The organism is Gemmatimonadaceae bacterium (genome assembly GCA_020846935.1).
GTDB lineage: Bacteria > Gemmatimonadota > Gemmatimonadetes > Gemmatimonadales > Gemmatimonadaceae > RBC101.
In genome coordinates this window covers 406,651-421,027 of sequence record JADLCY010000011.1, presented here as the reverse complement: position 1 = coordinate 421,027, position 14,377 = coordinate 406,651, and the positions used below count along the sequence as shown (strand labels likewise).

The 14,377-nt window shown below is 65.9% G+C and carries 20 protein-coding genes; all 20 read left to right on the top strand.

Going from position 1 to position 14,377, the window contains the following annotated elements; genetic code table 11:
- Positions 1–9: 9 nt before the first annotated feature.
- Positions 10–1,077, top strand: coding sequence for an ABC transporter ATP-binding protein (locus IT361_14340; protein ID MCC6318857.1), 1,068 nt, complete (start codon positions 10–12; stop codon positions 1,075–1,077).
- The gene (locus tag IT361_14335; GenBank protein MCC6318856.1) at positions 1,074–1,874 is read left to right on the top strand and encodes an ABC transporter permease; all 801 of its coding nucleotides are present in this window, start codon (positions 1,074–1,076) and stop codon (positions 1,872–1,874) included. Before IT361_14340 ends, IT361_14335 begins: the two co-directional genes overlap by 4 nt.
- Positions 1,875–1,914: 40 nt before the next feature.
- Positions 1,915–3,105 (top strand): nucleotidyltransferase family protein, encoded by a 1,191-nt coding sequence (locus tag IT361_14330; GenBank protein MCC6318855.1) that lies wholly within the window; start codon positions 1,915–1,917, stop codon positions 3,103–3,105.
- Positions 3,106–3,517: 412 nt separating this feature from the next.
- Positions 3,518–5,635 carry an elongation factor G gene (fusA, locus tag IT361_14325; protein ID MCC6318854.1) on the top strand — a complete coding sequence of 706 codons (2,118 nt, stop codon included), beginning with the start codon at positions 3,518–3,520 and terminating at the stop codon, positions 5,633–5,635.
- A gap of 90 nt (positions 5,636–5,725) precedes the next feature.
- Positions 5,726–6,928: an elongation factor Tu gene (tuf, locus tag IT361_14320; GenBank protein ID MCC6318853.1), complete on the top strand. Its 1,203-nt coding sequence runs from the start codon at positions 5,726–5,728 to the stop codon at positions 6,926–6,928.
- Positions 6,929–6,990: 62 nt separating this feature from the next.
- Complete coding sequence (rpsJ, locus tag IT361_14315) at positions 6,991–7,299, top strand: 30S ribosomal protein S10 (protein MCC6318852.1); 309 nt, start codon at positions 6,991–6,993, stop codon at positions 7,297–7,299.
- Positions 7,300–7,417: 118 nt separating this feature from the next.
- Entirely contained in the window at positions 7,418–8,101 is a 684-nt protein-coding gene (gene rplC / locus IT361_14310; GenBank protein MCC6318851.1) for a 50S ribosomal protein L3, read from the top strand.
- A gap of 3 nt (positions 8,102–8,104) precedes the next feature.
- Complete coding sequence (gene rplD / locus IT361_14305; protein MCC6318850.1) at positions 8,105–8,947, top strand: 50S ribosomal protein L4; 843 nt, start codon at positions 8,105–8,107, stop codon at positions 8,945–8,947.
- A gap of 3 nt (positions 8,948–8,950) precedes the next feature.
- Positions 8,951–9,241, top strand: a complete 291-nt coding sequence (gene rplW, locus IT361_14300) for a 50S ribosomal protein L23 (GenBank protein ID MCC6318849.1) — start codon at positions 8,951–8,953, stop codon at positions 9,239–9,241.
- Positions 9,242–9,250: 9 nt separating this feature from the next.
- Positions 9,251–10,090: a 50S ribosomal protein L2 gene (gene rplB / locus IT361_14295; protein ID MCC6318848.1), complete on the top strand. Its 840-nt coding sequence runs from the start codon at positions 9,251–9,253 to the stop codon at positions 10,088–10,090.
- Positions 10,091–10,111: 21 nt separating this feature from the next.
- Entirely contained in the window at positions 10,112–10,429 is a 318-nt protein-coding gene (gene rpsS / locus IT361_14290) for a 30S ribosomal protein S19 (GenBank protein MCC6318847.1), read from the top strand.
- A gap of 3 nt (positions 10,430–10,432) precedes the next feature.
- A complete protein-coding gene (gene rplV, locus IT361_14285; GenBank protein MCC6318846.1) occupies positions 10,433–10,795 on the top strand; it encodes a 50S ribosomal protein L22 in 363 nt (120 codons plus the stop codon).
- Entirely contained in the window at positions 10,795–11,454 is a 660-nt protein-coding gene (rpsC, locus tag IT361_14280) for a 30S ribosomal protein S3 (GenBank protein ID MCC6318845.1), read from the top strand. The genes rplV and rpsC overlap by 1 nt, the downstream gene beginning before the upstream one ends.
- Positions 11,455–11,539: 85 nt before the next feature.
- Positions 11,540–11,968, top strand: a complete 429-nt coding sequence (gene rplP, locus IT361_14275) for a 50S ribosomal protein L16 (GenBank protein ID MCC6318844.1) — start codon at positions 11,540–11,542, stop codon at positions 11,966–11,968.
- Positions 11,958–12,164, top strand: coding sequence for a 50S ribosomal protein L29 (rpmC, locus tag IT361_14270; GenBank protein ID MCC6318843.1), 207 nt, complete (start codon positions 11,958–11,960; stop codon positions 12,162–12,164). The genes rplP and rpmC overlap by 11 nt, the downstream gene beginning before the upstream one ends.
- An 11-nt stretch (positions 12,165–12,175) precedes the next feature.
- Entirely contained in the window at positions 12,176–12,463 is a 288-nt protein-coding gene (rpsQ, locus tag IT361_14265) for a 30S ribosomal protein S17 (protein ID MCC6318842.1), read from the top strand.
- Positions 12,464–12,475: 12 nt separating this feature from the next.
- Entirely contained in the window at positions 12,476–12,844 is a 369-nt protein-coding gene (gene rplN, locus IT361_14260; protein ID MCC6318841.1) for a 50S ribosomal protein L14, read from the top strand.
- An 82-nt stretch (positions 12,845–12,926) separates the two neighbouring features.
- A complete protein-coding gene (gene rplX / locus IT361_14255; protein ID MCC6318840.1) occupies positions 12,927–13,247 on the top strand; it encodes a 50S ribosomal protein L24 in 321 nt (106 codons plus the stop codon).
- 104 nt (positions 13,248–13,351) lie between these two features.
- The gene (gene rplE / locus IT361_14250; GenBank protein MCC6318839.1) at positions 13,352–13,972 is read left to right on the top strand and encodes a 50S ribosomal protein L5; all 621 of its coding nucleotides are present in this window, start codon (positions 13,352–13,354) and stop codon (positions 13,970–13,972) included.
- Between the two features lie 3 nt (positions 13,973–13,975).
- The gene (gene rpsN, locus IT361_14245; GenBank protein MCC6318838.1) at positions 13,976–14,281 is read left to right on the top strand and encodes a 30S ribosomal protein S14; all 306 of its coding nucleotides are present in this window, start codon (positions 13,976–13,978) and stop codon (positions 14,279–14,281) included.
- Positions 14,282–14,377 lie beyond the last annotated feature (96 nt).

Sequence of the window (14,377 nt, the reverse complement as noted above, 5' to 3'; positions counted from 1 at the left end):
CGCGTGGGCGTGGACCTCGAGACCTCGCCAGGTACCGTTCGGCAGGGCGCGTCGGGCGCAGAGCCTGCGCTGCTCCGCGTTCGTGGGGTCGCCAAGCGCTTTCCGCGCCGCCGCCCCTGGCGTGAGGCCATCCGGGCACCGTTCGACGTAACGTGGACTCCCGCGCTGCGTGGCGTTTCGTTCGACGTGGCCGCGGGCGAGTTCTATGGACTGCTCGGCGCCAACGGCGCGGGCAAGACGACGCTGATGAAAGTCATCGCCACGCTGATCATCGCGGACGAAGGGGAGGTGAGCGTTGAGGGGCACGACGTGAGGCGCGAGCCGGAGGTGGTGCGATCGCTGATGTCGCTGTCGTTGGCCAGCGAGCGTGGTCTTTATTGGCGGCTGTCTGCTCGCGAGAACCTGAGGCTCTACGCGGCCCTGCATGCGATCCCCGCGAGCGACGTGAACGAGCGCGTGCAGGAGGCGCTGCGTGATGTCCAGCTCGAGGACGCCGCGGATCGCATGGTGCGCGAGTATTCGTCCGGCATGATCCAGCGGCTGATCATCGCGCGAGCGCTTCTGCCTCGGCCGAGGCTCCTGCTGCTCGATGAGCCGACGCGGAGCCTCGACCCAATTGCCTCGCGCGAGTTCCGGCGCTTTCTGCGCGACGAATTGTCCCATCGCAGGCAATGCGCGGTGGTGCTGGCCACGCACGACGCGGACGAGGCGTTCAACCTCTGCCGGCGTGTCGCGATTCTCGATCGAGGTGCGATCGTGGCTGAGGGGTCGGCGCGCGACCTGGCATACGATGTGCTCGGGGCGCGTCACCGGGTCACGATCGATCAGCCATGGCACTCTGTGATAGCGGAGCTGGAGCACGAGGGGAGGCTGGAGGTCGTGACGCGCGAGCCGGCCGATGCCGCCGGCTGGGCGCGACTCACCATCCGCCTCGCTGCCAACGAGGCTGCCGCGAGCGAGGTCGTCGCGCAGCTCGTGAACGCCGGCGTCCGGGTGGCCGCGATGGAAAAGGACGAGGCTTCCCTGGCTGACCTCATCGACGCCGTGCTGGCACGTCGGCGCGAGGGAACGCGATGAGGACGATAGGCGCGCTGATCCGCGCAGCATGGCTCACCGCGATGAGCTATCGCGTGCAGACCGTCATCTCGCTGCTCACGCTTTGGGTCACGGTGATTCCCGTGTATTTCATCGCGACGGCGCTGCAGCCGACCATGGCCAGCGCCATCCGGAACGAGGGGACGCAGTACTTCCCATTCATGCTGATCGGTACGTTTGCCGTGAGTCTCATCAGCATTTGCGTGGCCACCCTTCCAGGGGCGGTGGAGGCGGGGATATCGAGCGGCTTCTTCGAGGGCGTGCTCATGACGCGCGCGCCGCGGGTCGCCATTCTCGCGGGGTTGTCCGCCTATCCCATCCTGTGGGCCGTGTTCCGTGGCGCGCTGATGCTCGCGGCCGGCGCGCTCTTCGGCGCGCGCATTGCGATCGGTTCCGTGGTGCCCGCGCTTGGCATCCTGGCCCTCATCGTGGTGGTGCACTGGGCGATAGGTCTGATCGGTGCGGCGCTGGTCGTCGCGTTCCGTACGTCCGGTCCGCTCTCGCAAGCGGTGGTGGTCGCATCCACCTTGCTTGGAGGGGCGTATTATCCCACGAGCGTGATTCCGTCGTGGATCCAGAGTCTGGCGTCGTTCGTCCCTGCCGCGTACGGGCTTCGAGCGCTGCGGCGCGTGCTGCTGGATGGAGCGCCGGTTGCGACGGTATCATCCGATGTGCTGATCCTGGCCGCGATCACGGCGGGAACGCTCGTGGTTGGCGTCGTCGCGTTTCGCGCGGCGCTTGGCTATGCTGGCCGTCGCGGTACGTTGAGTCATCTTTAGGTTTCCCGTTGCCGTCCCGGTTCTTCGCCTCGCCATCCCTGTGAGCGTCAACGCCCGCCTGCTCGGCCTGATGTCGCGCGAAATGCGGATTCTCCTCCTGACCGGTGGTGGAGAGTCCAACGACGCGCAGCTACGGGATCTGCTCGCCGGCCCGGTGCAGTGGGACGGCCTGCGCACCTTGCTGGAGTGGGAGCGCACCCTTCCGGTGTCGTGGGAACGGCTCAAGCGCCTGGGGGTCGACGCATCGCAGGACGGCGCCGATCAGATCGAGCGGCTCTCGCGCGTATCGGGCTTCACGGCGCTGATGCTGGAGGATCGGCTGCGTCGCCTCATTGCCGGGCTGGAATCCGAGGGCATTCCGGCAATCCTCCTCAAGGGGGCGGGGCTGGCGCTGTCGGCGTATCCGCGATTTGCGGATCGTCCCATGGGGGATCTGGATGTCCTGATTGCGCCCGAACATTCGAAGCGCGCATGGGAACTCGCGCTCTCCCAGGGCTGGGTCTGGGATGAGCACGAGTACCCCAGCAGTCATTATCAGGCGCACCACCACCTGCCGCCGTTGTTCGACGCGGCGCGAACGGGGGTGCGGCTCGAGCTGCACACGGCGCTGAGCCTGAGCAGCCATCCCTTTTCCCTGTCGTTCGAGCAGGCGCGCGCGGTGTCGCGCCCGATCTCGGAGCGGAGCGAACTCACACGGGTGCTCGACCCCGAGCATCAGCTCTTGCACCTGGCGGTGCATTTCGCCTGGGGCCACCTGGCCTCGTTCGGGATCTGGCGACTGGCGCGGGATGTGGCCGCCCTCGCGGAGCGAGGGATCGACTGGCAGCGCGTGCTGGAGCTTTCGCGGGGATACAAGGCCGAGTTCGCCATGTATTGGAGCCTGCGGCTGGCGGACCTGCTCTGTGGGGTGTCGGTGGCCCCCGTAGGTGTGCTGGCGAGCCTGGCACCCCGGCGGTCCGCCTGGATGCTCCAATTGCTGGAGCGCCATCTGGCCATCCATGTGATCGCCATCATCACCCCGTGCCCTTCGGCAAAGCTGCGGAGGGCTATGTGGAGCATGGCACTCGAGCCGAACCGGACTGCGACGAGCCGAGAGCGGCCCTGGGACTCCGAGCCGGCGCGGCGACCGACCGTGTATGCGGGGGACGCTGGTGTCGTGACGCGGATCAAGACCCAGCTGACGCGCGGCCGCGCATGGCGACGTTACTTCAACGTCCTGTGGGCGACGTGAGGGTCGCGAAGCGTCGCAACTAGCGCATTGACTTTCGCTTCGACGCTGTCCACATTACTCGGCTCCCGCGTCCAGCCTCCGGCTGGCGTTGGGGGTATGCTGGCCGACGAGCTGCGCGTCGGCGCCTAAGGGCCCGCGATCGTTCGCGGGGGAGTGGTCAGCCAGCCGGCACTCGACAGCGATGTCCGGCCCCGACAAGCGACGCAGGACAATTCAACGTCGGGCCGCAGGAGGTCCGGCGCGCCATGGGTCCCCGTGCGTGCTCGAGTGGCGCATGTACCCGGCGAGAGCGGATGGATACCGGCCCCTGCATGCAGGGGTGACACGGTCCACCCGCGTTTTTGCTGAACGAATCGAGATGCTCCGGCCGACGACGGCGTCCCCGCGACGGCCTCACGAACTGACGACTGACATGCCTCGTACGACACCGCTCGAGCACTATCGGAATATCGGCATCATGGCCCACATCGATGCCGGGAAGACGACGACGACCGAGCGCATCCTCTATTACACGGGCAAGAGCCACAAGATCGGCGAAGTCCATGATGGCGCGGCCACCATGGACTGGATGGAGCAGGAGCAGGAGCGCGGCATCACGATCACGTCCGCGGCGACCACGTGCTTCTGGAAGCGTCACGGTTCGAGCCACGAAAAGGGCGAAGGGCCGGAGTACCGTATCAACATCATCGATACCCCCGGGCACGTGGACTTCACCGTCGAGGTGGAGCGATCGCTGCGCGTGCTCGACGGCGCCGTTGCGCTCCTGGATTCCGTGGCCGGTGTGGAGCCGCAGACCGAGACGGTGTGGCGTCAGGCGGACCGCTACAAGGTTCCGCGCATGATCTTCGCCAACAAGATGGACCGTGTGGGCGCGAACTTCGAGCGCTGCGTGGAGATGATCCGCGATCGTCTGACCAAGAATGCGTTCCCGATCCAGCTGCCGGTGGGGTCGGGCGAGCTGTTCACGGGGCACATCGACATTGTCGAGCGCAAGGAATACATCTTCCACAACGAGACGCTCGGCAAGACGTTTGACGTGGTGGAGGTGAGCGACGAGTTCAAGGCCCGGGTCGAGCAGGCGCGCGGCGAGCTGATCGAGGCGGTGGTGGAGCACGACGACGTGCTGATGGAGCGCTACCTCGCCGGCGAGGAGTTGTCGGTCGCCGAGATCCGTTCGCTGATCCGCAAGGCCACGTGCTCGATGAAGTTCACGCCGATCCTCTGCGGCGCGTCCTTCAAGAACAAGGGCGTGCAGGCGCTGCTCGACTCGGTGATCGACTTCCTGCCCGGTCCGCTGGACGTGGAGGCGATCCAGGGTCACCTGCCGCACCACGACGAGACGTTCGACACCCGCGAGGTCAGCGACAGCGCGCCGTTTGCGGCGCTGGCGTTCAAGATCGCGACGGATCCGTTCGTCGGAAAACTGACGTTCTTCCGCGTGTATTCGGGCGTGCTCAAGTCGGGCAGCCACGTATACAACAGCACCAAGGACAAGCGGGAGCGCATCGGCCGTCTGTTGCAGATGCACGCCAACAAGCGCGAGGAGATCGAGGAGGTGCGCGCCGGCGACATCGCCGCCGCGATTGGTCTCAGGGACACGCGCACCGGCGACACGCTCTGCGATGACGAGAAGCCGATCATCCTCGAGGCGATGAAGTTTCCGACGCCGGTGATCGACGTCGCCATCGAACCGAAGACGAAGGCCGACCAGGACAAGCTGGGCATCGCGCTCAACAAGCTCGCCGAGGAAGATCCGACGTTCCGCGTGCACACCGACGCGGAGACGGGGCAGACAATCATCTCCGGGATGGGCGAGCTGCACCTGGAAATCATCGTCGACCGCATGATGCGCGAGTTCAAGGTCGACGCGAACGTGGGCCGTCCGCAGGTGGCCTATCGCGAGACGATCAAGAAGCGCGTGGACAAGGTCGAGGGGAAGTTCATTCGCCAGTCGGGCGGCAAGGGCCAGTACGGCCACGTGGTGATCAACGTGATGCCTGGCGAAGTGGGCCACGGCTTCGTCTTCGAGGACAAGATCGTTGGCGGCGTGATCCCGCGTGAATACATCGGCCCGGTGGAACAGGGCATCAAGGAAGCGCTGGAGAACGGTGTGCTGGCGGGCTACCCGATGGTGGACGTGAAGGTGGAGCTGGTCTACGGTTCCTATCACGACGTCGACTCATCGGAAATGGCGTTCAAGATCGCGGGCTCGATGGCGGTGAAGGAGGGCGCGGCCAAGGCCAACCCCGTCATCCTCGAGCCCATGATGAAGGTCGAAGTGGTGTCGCCCGAGCAGTACATGGGCGATGTGCTCGGCGACCTGTCGTCGCGCCGCGGCAAGATCGGCGGGATGATGCAGCGCGGCGAGGCGCAGGTGATCGCGTCCACGGTGCCGCTCGGCGAGATGTTCGGCTACTCGACGCGCCTGCGGTCGATGACCCAGGGGCGGGCGGTGTACTCGATGGAGTTTTCGCACTACGAAGAAGTGCCCAAGAGCAAGGCCGAGGAGATCATCTCCAAGGCGAAGTAGGCAGGAAGACCACGACGGGAGACGGGAGACGGAGGTCGTCTCGTAGCAACTCCCTTTCACGCAGACCTCCACTTCACCGGAAACGCAGCAATGGCCAAGGCAAAATTCGAGCGGAACAAGCCGCACGTGAACGTGGGCACGATCGGCCACGTCGACCACGGGAAGACGACGCTCACCGCCGCCCTGACGAAGATCTCGTCGGACAAGGGCTACGGGACCAAGTACGTCGCCTACGATGAAGTGGCAAAGGCGTCGGAGTCCCAGGGCCGTCGTGACCCGACGAAGATCCTGACGATCGCGACGTCGCACGTGGAGTACGAGACGGAGAAGCGCCACTACGCGCACGTCGACTGCCCCGGGCATGCCGACTACGTGAAGAACATGATCACGGGTGCGGCGCAGATGGATGGCGCGATCCTCGTGGTGAGCGCGGTCGACGGCCCGATGCCGCAGACGCGCGAGCACATCCTGCTCGCCCGTCAGGTGAACGTGCCGAACATCGTCGTGTTCCTCAACAAGTGCGATCTCGTCGAGGACACCGAACTGCTCGACCTCGTCGAACTCGAAGTCCGTGAGCTGCTCACGAAGTACGGCTATGCAGGCGACGACGCCCCGGTGATCCGCGGCGCCGCGGTGCGCGCCATCGAGGGTGATGCCAAGTGGATCGCCAAGATTCAGGAGCTCTACGACGCGCTCGATTCGTGGATCGCCGAGCCGGTTCGTGACATCGACAAGCCGTTCCAGATGCCGGTCGAGGACGTGTTCTCGATCACGGGTCGCGGCACGGTGGCCACCGGTCGTATCGAGAAGGGCAAGATCAAGGTGCAGGACGAAGTGGCGCTGGTCGGCTTTGGCTCCGACAAGAAGTCGGTCGTGACGGGCGTCGAGATGTTCCGCAAGCTGCTCGACGACGGTCAGGCGGGCGACAACGTCGGTCTGCTGCTCCGTGGCGTCGACAAGAAGGACATCGAGCGCGGCATGGTGCTCGCCAAGCCCGGCTCGATCACGCCGCACACGAAGTTCGAGGCCGAGGTGTACGTGCTGACCAAGGAAGAGGGCGGCCGTCACACGCCGTTCTTCAAGGGCTACCGTCCGCAGTTCTATCTCCGCACGACCGACGTGACGGGCTCGATCGAGCTCCCCGGCGGCACGGAGATGGTGATGCCGGGCGACAACACGCAGATGACCATCGAGCTGATCACGCCGGTCGCGCTCGAGGACCAGCTGCGCTTCGCGATTCGCGAGGGCGGCCGGACGGTTGGCTCGGGCGTAGTGACGAAGATTCTCGCGTAAGGCTCCGGGACGCGCGGGCAGCGAGTGCTGCCCGCGCGTCAGGACACGACTTCAAGGCTTCCATGGCGGGTCGCATCAGAATTCGACTGAAGGCGTTCGACCACGCGGTCATCGACCAGGCGGCGTCGGACATCGTGCGGACGGCGGAGAAGACGGGGGCGCAGGTCTCCGGCCCGATCCCGCTGCCGACCAAGACGCGTCGCTGGACGCTGCTCCGGTCGCCGCACGTGGACAAGAAGTCGCGCGAGCAGTTCGAGTTGAAGACGCACAAGCGTGTGATCGACATCCTGGATTCGCGCGCGCAGACCGTGGACGCGCTCACCCGGCTCGATCTGCCGGCGGGCGTGGACGTGGAGATCAAGGTTCAGTAAGGGATCGGATGGACGGGTGCAGGGATGTCACCCCTGCAGCCAACGACACGAGTCCAACGACTGCAGTCCGGTGCGTATCGACCGCCGGGTCGCGACTCTCAACGAGAACGGGGAACCGATGTTAGGCATCATTGGGAAGAAGCTGGGCATGACCCAGATCTTCAACGAACAGGGGCAGCAGATTCCCTGCACGGTGGTTGAGGCAAAGCCCAACCCGGTCGTGCAGGTGATCGGTGCGGAGTCCGACAAGCCGGGCTTTGCGGCGGTGCAGCTGGGCTACGGCAGCTCGCGCACGCGTCGTGAGGCGAAGAAGGGGGAGAAGAAGGTGCCCCATGGCCATCGCGCTACGGCGGCGGCGCTGGGTCACGCGACGAAGGCGGGCCTCGCGGCCGCGCCCCGCGTGCTGCGTTCGTTCCGACTCGACGACATGGCGACGGCGCCCGAGTACAAGCTCGGCGATACGGTCGACATCTCGATCTTCCAGGTCGGCGAGCTGGTCAAGGTCACCGGCACCAGCAAGGGCGGCGGCTTCCAGGGCATCGTGAAGCGCCACAAGGCGGGCGGCGGTCCCAACACGCACGGCAACACCAAGCACCGGCGCCCGGGCTCGATCGGCGCGGGCACCGATCCGTCCCGCGTCATCAAGGGCAAGCGCATGCCGGGCCAGCACGGCAACGTGCGCCACACGCAAATCAACCTCCGCGTCGAGAAGGTGGATACCGAGCGCAACCTGCTCTATATCCGCGGCTCGGTGTCCGGTGCCACCAACGGCATCGTGATGGTGCGGAAGCAGGGGCAATAGATCATGGCTGACCAGACTTCCTTCGACGCGGCGGCCTTCACCGGCCTGGGCACCTCGCGCGAGCGCGTGGCGCTGCCCGCGGAGACGTTCGATGGCACGGTGAACATGCCGGCCATGCATCTCGCCGTGAAGGCGTACCTTGCCAACCAGCGCCAGGGAACCGCGTCCACCAAGACACGCGGTTTGGTGGTTGGCGGTAATCAGAAACCGTGGAAGCAGAAGGGCACCGGGCGTGCGCGCCAGGGCTCGACACGCGCCCCTCATTGGCCGGGTGGCGGTACGGTCTTCGGACCGCACGGGGACCGCAACTACGAGCAGGCGCTCCCAAAGAAGGTCAAGCAGCTCGCGCGTCGCAGCGCGTTCAACGCGCGCGCGCGCGAGTCGGCGATCTACGTGATCGATGCCTTCAACTACGAGGCGCCGCGCACGAAGCTGATCCAGGGGCTCATCGAGCGTGCCGGCCTCGCCGGGCGCAAGGTGCTGGTGCTGACCGACGGCAACAAGCCGAACGTTCACCTGTCGGGTCGCAACCTGCCCAGGGTGCACGTGATGCCGTTCAAGGACGCGTCGACCTACCACATCCTGTGGTCCGATGTGGTGCTGATCGAGGGCACTGCGATCGGCCAGACGCTGGCTCCGGTGGCGGAGAAGGCCCCGGCGCCCGCGGCGAGAGCCGCGAAGGCCGAGGGGACCGCGAAGCCCACGGCCCGAAAGACGAAGGCCGCTCCCGCGGCGAAGCCGGCGGCAAAGAAGGCGGCGGCGAAGGCGCCCGCGAGCAAGGCGCCCGCGAAGGCAACGGCAAAGAAGCCGGCGGCGAAGAAGTCGGCCAAGAAGAAGGGGGACTGATCGATGGCTACGCTGCACCGCACCATTGTGCGTCCGCTCGTCACGGAGAAGACCTCGGCGCAATACCAGAACCGGGGGGAATACGTCTTCGAAGTCGCACGCGACGCGAGCAAGCCCGCCATTCGGCAGGCAATCGAACGTTTGTGGGGCGTAAAGGTCACCGGCGTCTGGACCATGAACACGCGCGGCAAGCCGCGGAAGAACATGGGGAAGACGGCAGGACTGCGCCCGAGCTGGAAGAAGGCGATCGTGACGCTGCAGGCCGGCGACAAGCTTCCCATCTTCGAGGTCTGAGGCACACGCATGGGCATTCGTCAATTCAAGCCGGTCACCAAGGGCACGCGCTTTCGCTCGGTGGCGGATTTCAAGGAGATCACGCGCTCGACGCCCGAGAAGTCGCTGCTCGAGCCACTGAAGAAGAGCGGCGGCCGCGACAACCACGGGCATATCGCGATGCGGCGTCGTGGCGGTGGTCACAAGCGCATGTATCGCGTGATCGATTTCAAGCGCAACCGCTTTGTCGACGTGGCCACGGTGCGCGAGATCGAATACGACCCGAACCGTTCGGCGCGGATCGCGCTGGTGGAGTACGCGGACGGGGAGAAGCGATACATCCTGCACCCCAAGGGGCTGTCGGTGGGCGACACGGTGGTGTCCGGCCCCGGGTCCGACATACGGACCGGGAACGCGCTGCCGCTGGGCGAAGTGCCGCTGGGTACGGCGGTGCACAACATCGAGCTGGTGCCGGGCAAGGGCGGACAGGTGGCGCGCTCGGCGGGCATGTCGGCGGAGGTCGTGGCGAAGGAAGGCGATTATGTGACGTTGCGCATGGGATCGACGGAAATGCGACGCGTGCACATGCGCTGCCTGGCGACGATCGGCGAGGTCGGCAACGCGGAGCACGAGCTGATCTCGTACGGCAAGGCCGGCAAGACGCGCTGGAAGGGTCGCCGTCCGAAGGTGCGCGGCGAAGTGATGAACCCGGTGGATCACCCGCACGGCGGCCGCACGCGTGGCGGGCGCAACGTGGTGAGTCCGTGGGGCAAGAAGGAAGGCGTGAAGACGCGCAACATGAAGAAGCCCTCGACGAAGCTGATCGTGCGCGGGCGCAAGCGCGGCAAGGCGACCCAGTCCGGGTTCTAGCCACCACCGAGACAGAGACCTATGGCTCGCAGTATCAAGAAGGGACCGTTCGTTCAGGAAGCACTGATGAAGAAGGTGCTTGGCATGAACGCTAAGAACGAGAAGCGCGTGGTGAAGACCTGGTCACGCGCGAGCACGGTGCTGCCCGACTTCGTGGGGCACACGTTCGCGGTGCACAACGGGAACAAGTTCATCCCGGTGTACGTGACGGAGAACATGGTGGGACACAAGCTCGGCGAGTTTGCGCCGACGCGTCTGTTCCGCGGGCACTCCGGCAACCGGCCGACGGACAAGAAGGCACCGGTCCCGGCGGCGCCGGCGGCCAGGGGAGGCAAGTAGGCCATGACCACCGAAGCACGTGCCATTCAGCGCACGACGCGCCAATCGCCCTACAAGATGCGGCTGGTGATCGACCAGATCCGCGGGAAGATGGTGAACGATGCGCTGTCGATGCTGAAGTTTTCGAAGAAGCGGGCGGCGACGGAGATCGCGAAAGTGCTGGAGTCGGCGGTGGCAAACGCTGAGCAGCATGCGCGATCGAACAACGAATCGGTGGACGTCGACGCGCTGTTCGTGAAGAAGGCGATCATCAATGAAGGGCCGAAGCTGAAGCGGTGGACCCCTGCGGCGATGGGCCGCGCCACCCCGATTTTCAAGCGCACCAGCCACGTCGAGATCGTCGTGGCCGAGAAGGCAGGCCGCTAATGGGACAGAAGACCAATCCGATCGGATTCCGCCTCGGAATCACGAAGCCGTGGCGTTCGCGCTGGTTCGCGAACCGCGAGTTCCCGCAGCTGCTGAAGGAAGACCAGATGCTGCGGAAGTACATCAAGACGCGCCTGGGTCACGCGGCCATCTCGGACGTGCAGATCGAGCGCAAGCCCGGGAAGGTGGTGGTGACGATCCACACCGGACGTCCGGGCGTGGTGATCGGGAAGAAGGGCGCCGAGGTGGACAAGCTGCGCGAGGAGATTGCGCGCCTGTCGGGCAAGGAGGTCGGAGTGAACGTGGAAGAGATCAAGCGCCCCGAGCTCGACGCCCAGCTGGTGGCGGACAACATCTCCAACCAGCTCTCGCAGCGCATCTCGTTCCGCCGCGCGATGAAGCGCGCGGTGCAGAGCGCGATGCGGATGGGGGCGCTGGGGATCAAGGTGAAGGCCGGTGGCCGACTGGGCGGCGCGGAGATCGCGCGCGTGGAAGGCTACCACGAGGGGCGCGTGCCGTTGCACACGCTGCGTGCGGACATCGACTACGCGACGAGCACGGCGAAGACGACGTTCGGCACGATCGGGGTGAAGGTGTGGATCTTCCGGGGTGAGGTGGTGGAGGATCGACGTGGGAAGACCTACAGCACGGGTTCGTAAGAGCGCACGAGCGAGCGACGAGGAGCACGAGAAGCGCGGGAAGCCCGAGCGGGTCACCACGGATCGTGCATAACGATAGACAGCGATGCTGAGTCCCAAGCGCGTCAAATTCCGCAAGATGTTCAAGGGCCGGACCAAGGGTCTGGCCGGCCGTGGCGCCGAGGTGTCCTTTGGGCACTACGGCCTGCAGGCGCTCGAGCCGGCGTGGGTAACCAACCGGCAGATCGAGGCCGCCCGCGTGGCGCTGACGCGTCACATCAAGCGCGGCGGCAAGGTCTGGATCCGGATCTTCCCGGACAAGCCGATCACCAAGAAGCCGGCCGAGACCCGCATGGGGAAGGGCAAGGGCTCTCCGGAAGGGTGGGTGGCGGTGGTGAAGCCGGGTCGGGTGCTCTTCGAGCTGGAGGGCGTGACGCCGGAGATCGCGCAAAAGGCGATGGCGCTGGCGGCGGCGAAGCTGGGCGTGAAGACCAAGTTCGTGGTCCGCGAGGAGGCGCACACCGATGCGAGCTGAAGAGATCCGCGAGATGAGCGATGCGGACATCCGCGCGCGACTGGCGGAGCTGGATGAAGAAAGCTTCCGCCTCGGGTTCAAGAGTGCGACGGAGCCGTTGGAGGATCCGCTGCGGTTGCGCGCGATCCGGAGAGACGTAGCGCGCATGCGGACGATCCTGCGTGAGCGCCAGCTGGCCGCAGGGGCCAGGGGCTAGAGGAATCGATCATGGCCGAAATGACCAACAACGGGCAGCAGGCGCCGTCGCGCGGCACGCGGAAGGTGCGCGTGGGCGTGGTGGTGAGCGACAAGATGCAGAAGACCGTGGTGGTCCGCTTGGACCGTCGCGTGCCGCACCCGACTTACGGGAAGATGGTGACGCGTTCCAGCAAGGTGAAAGCGCACGACGAGGAGAACTCGGCGAAGCGCGGTGACACCGTGCGGATCATGGAGACCCGTCCGCTGTCGAAGGACAAGCGGTGGCGGGTCGTCGAGATCGTCGAACGCGCCCAATAGGAGACCCGATCGATGATCCAGCAGGAATCCATGGTGCGAGTGGCGGACAACTCGGGGGCGAAGCGCGCTCTCGTGATCCGCGTGCTCGGAGGCACCCGACGCCGCTACGCCGGACTCGGCGACAAGGTCGTGGTGGCCGTGAAGGATGCGCTCCCCAACGGCACGGTGAAGAAGTCGGCCGTCGCCAAGGCGGTGGTGGTGCGCACGGTCAAGGAGACGCGTCGCAAGGACGGGACGTACATCCGCTTCGACGAGAATGCGGTCGTGATCATCAACGACAACGGCGAGCCGCTGGGAACCCGCATCTTCGGGCCGGTGGCGCGCGAGCTGCGCGAGAAGCGGTACATGAAGATCGTCTCGCTCGCGCCGGAGGTGCTCTGACATGCGCGTGCTGAAGTACCGCCAGACGGAGGGCAAGCGCCTGGGCGCCGGCCGCCACGCGATCAAGTCGGAGCGCGTGAAGATGCCGGTGACGAAGGGCGACACCGTGCGCGTCATGCGTGGCGAGGACAAGGGAAAGGAGGGCAAGATCCTCCGCGTGTTCCCGAAGACCGGCCGCGTGACGGTGGAAGGGATCAACATGGTGAAGCGGCACCGCAAGGCACGTCGCGCCGAGGAGCAGAGCGCGATCATCGACATGCCGGCGCCCATTCACCATTCCAACGTGATGCTGCTCGACCCGAAGTCGGAGCAGCCGACGCGGTCGAAGCACCGCATCGATGCCGACGGGACCAAGGAACGGATCAGCGCGAAGAGCGGGCAGGCGATCCCGCGGTCCCGCTGAGCCAAGGACGATAGATCATGGCGACCAAGGAACAGAAGAAGAGTGGCGGCGGCACGCCCAAGGGCGGCTCCACCGGTGGCGGCAAGGGGGGCGATCGCAAGTCGATGCTCCCCAAGGGACCGCACGCCGGCGCGAAGATCCCGACGCCCAGCCCGCGGCTGCGCGAGTACTATCGCGCGACGGTGCGCGGCCGGCTGGCCCAGCAGTTCGGGCTGAAGAATGCCAACCAGGTGCCGGGGCTCGAGAAGATCGTGCTCAACGTCGGGATGGGTGAGGCGATCAAGACGCCGAAGATCCTCGACTCGGTGGTGGAGGAGCTGGCGCTCGTGACCGGTCAGCGACCGGTGCGGCGCAAGGCGAAGAAGTCCATTGCCAACTACGGACTGCGCGAGGGCCAGGAGATCGGCGCATCGGTGACGCTCCGGGGCACGCGCATGTGGGAGTTCCTGGACCGATTCATCAATGCGGCGGTGCCGAGGTTCCGCGATTTTCGCGGGCTGGGCACGCGCTCGTTCGATGGCCGCGGGAACTATTCGCTGGGCATCAAGGAGCAGATGATCTTTCCCGAGATCAACTACGACATGATCGAACAGATCCACGGGATGGACATCACCTTCGTGACGACGACGAACCGGGACGACCAGGCGTTTGCGCTGCTGCGCGAACTCGGGATGCCGTTCCGCGGTGACGACCGGCCGATCCAGGTCCAATTCCAGGCGAGCTGACGCATGGCGAAGACGAGCAAGATCGTGAAGAACGAGGAGCGCAAGGCGCTGACCGCGCGGTATCGTGAGAAGCGCAAGGCCCTCCTGGCGATCGTGAAGAACCCGAAGTCGACGGACGCGCAGCGCGAGGCCGCGTACAGCAAGCTGCGCAAGCTGCCGCGGAACTCGTCGCGGGTTCGCATCCGCAACCGGTGTTCGATGACCGGCCGGTCGCGGGGCTACGAGGGCTTTTTCGGGCTGGGCCGCATGGCCATGCGCGAGATGGCGCTCAACGGGCTGATCCCCGGCGTGCGCAAGTCGAGCTGGTAAGCAGATGGGCAGTCACCGGCGACGCATGGCCACGCGCGTCGTACCGGGCTGCCTTCCTTCCTGACACACCGATTCCGCCGCGTCCCCAGGGGATAC

Excerpts from the sequence above, each read along its gene's own strand:
- rplC (MCC6318851.1), top strand. The coding sequence starts at position 7,418 with ATGTTAGGCATCATTGGGAAGAAGCTGGGCATGACCCAGATCTTCAAC.
- rplX (MCC6318840.1), top strand. The coding sequence starts at position 12,927 with ATGCCGGTGACGAAGGGCGACACCGTGCGCGTCATGCGTGGCGAGGAC.
- rpsJ (MCC6318852.1), top strand. The coding sequence starts at position 6,991 with ATGGCGGGTCGCATCAGAATTCGACTGAAGGCGTTCGACCACGCGGTC.
- rplD (MCC6318850.1), top strand. The coding sequence starts at position 8,105 with ATGGCTGACCAGACTTCCTTCGACGCGGCGGCCTTCACCGGCCTGGGC.
- rplW (MCC6318849.1), top strand. The coding sequence starts at position 8,951 with ATGGCTACGCTGCACCGCACCATTGTGCGTCCGCTCGTCACGGAGAAG.
- rpsS (MCC6318847.1), top strand. The coding sequence starts at position 10,112 with ATGGCTCGCAGTATCAAGAAGGGACCGTTCGTTCAGGAAGCACTGATG.
- rplE (MCC6318839.1), top strand. The coding sequence starts at position 13,352 with ATGCTCCCCAAGGGACCGCACGCCGGCGCGAAGATCCCGACGCCCAGC.
- tuf (MCC6318853.1), top strand. The coding sequence starts at position 5,726 with ATGGCCAAGGCAAAATTCGAGCGGAACAAGCCGCACGTGAACGTGGGC.
- rplN (MCC6318841.1), top strand. The coding sequence starts at position 12,476 with ATGATCCAGCAGGAATCCATGGTGCGAGTGGCGGACAACTCGGGGGCG.
- fusA (MCC6318854.1), top strand. The coding sequence starts at position 3,518 with ATGCCTCGTACGACACCGCTCGAGCACTATCGGAATATCGGCATCATG.
- rpsN (MCC6318838.1), top strand. The coding sequence starts at position 13,976 with ATGGCGAAGACGAGCAAGATCGTGAAGAACGAGGAGCGCAAGGCGCTG.
- rplV (MCC6318846.1), top strand. The coding sequence starts at position 10,433 with ATGACCACCGAAGCACGTGCCATTCAGCGCACGACGCGCCAATCGCCC.
- rplB (MCC6318848.1), top strand. The coding sequence starts at position 9,251 with ATGGGCATTCGTCAATTCAAGCCGGTCACCAAGGGCACGCGCTTTCGC.
- IT361_14335 (MCC6318856.1), top strand. The coding sequence starts at position 1,074 with ATGAGGACGATAGGCGCGCTGATCCGCGCAGCATGGCTCACCGCGATG.
- rpmC (MCC6318843.1), top strand. The coding sequence starts at position 11,958 with ATGCGAGCTGAAGAGATCCGCGAGATGAGCGATGCGGACATCCGCGCG.
- rpsQ (MCC6318842.1), top strand. The coding sequence starts at position 12,176 with ATGGCCGAAATGACCAACAACGGGCAGCAGGCGCCGTCGCGCGGCACG.
- rpsC (MCC6318845.1), top strand. The coding sequence starts at position 10,795 with ATGGGACAGAAGACCAATCCGATCGGATTCCGCCTCGGAATCACGAAG.
- rplP (MCC6318844.1), top strand. The coding sequence starts at position 11,540 with ATGCTGAGTCCCAAGCGCGTCAAATTCCGCAAGATGTTCAAGGGCCGG.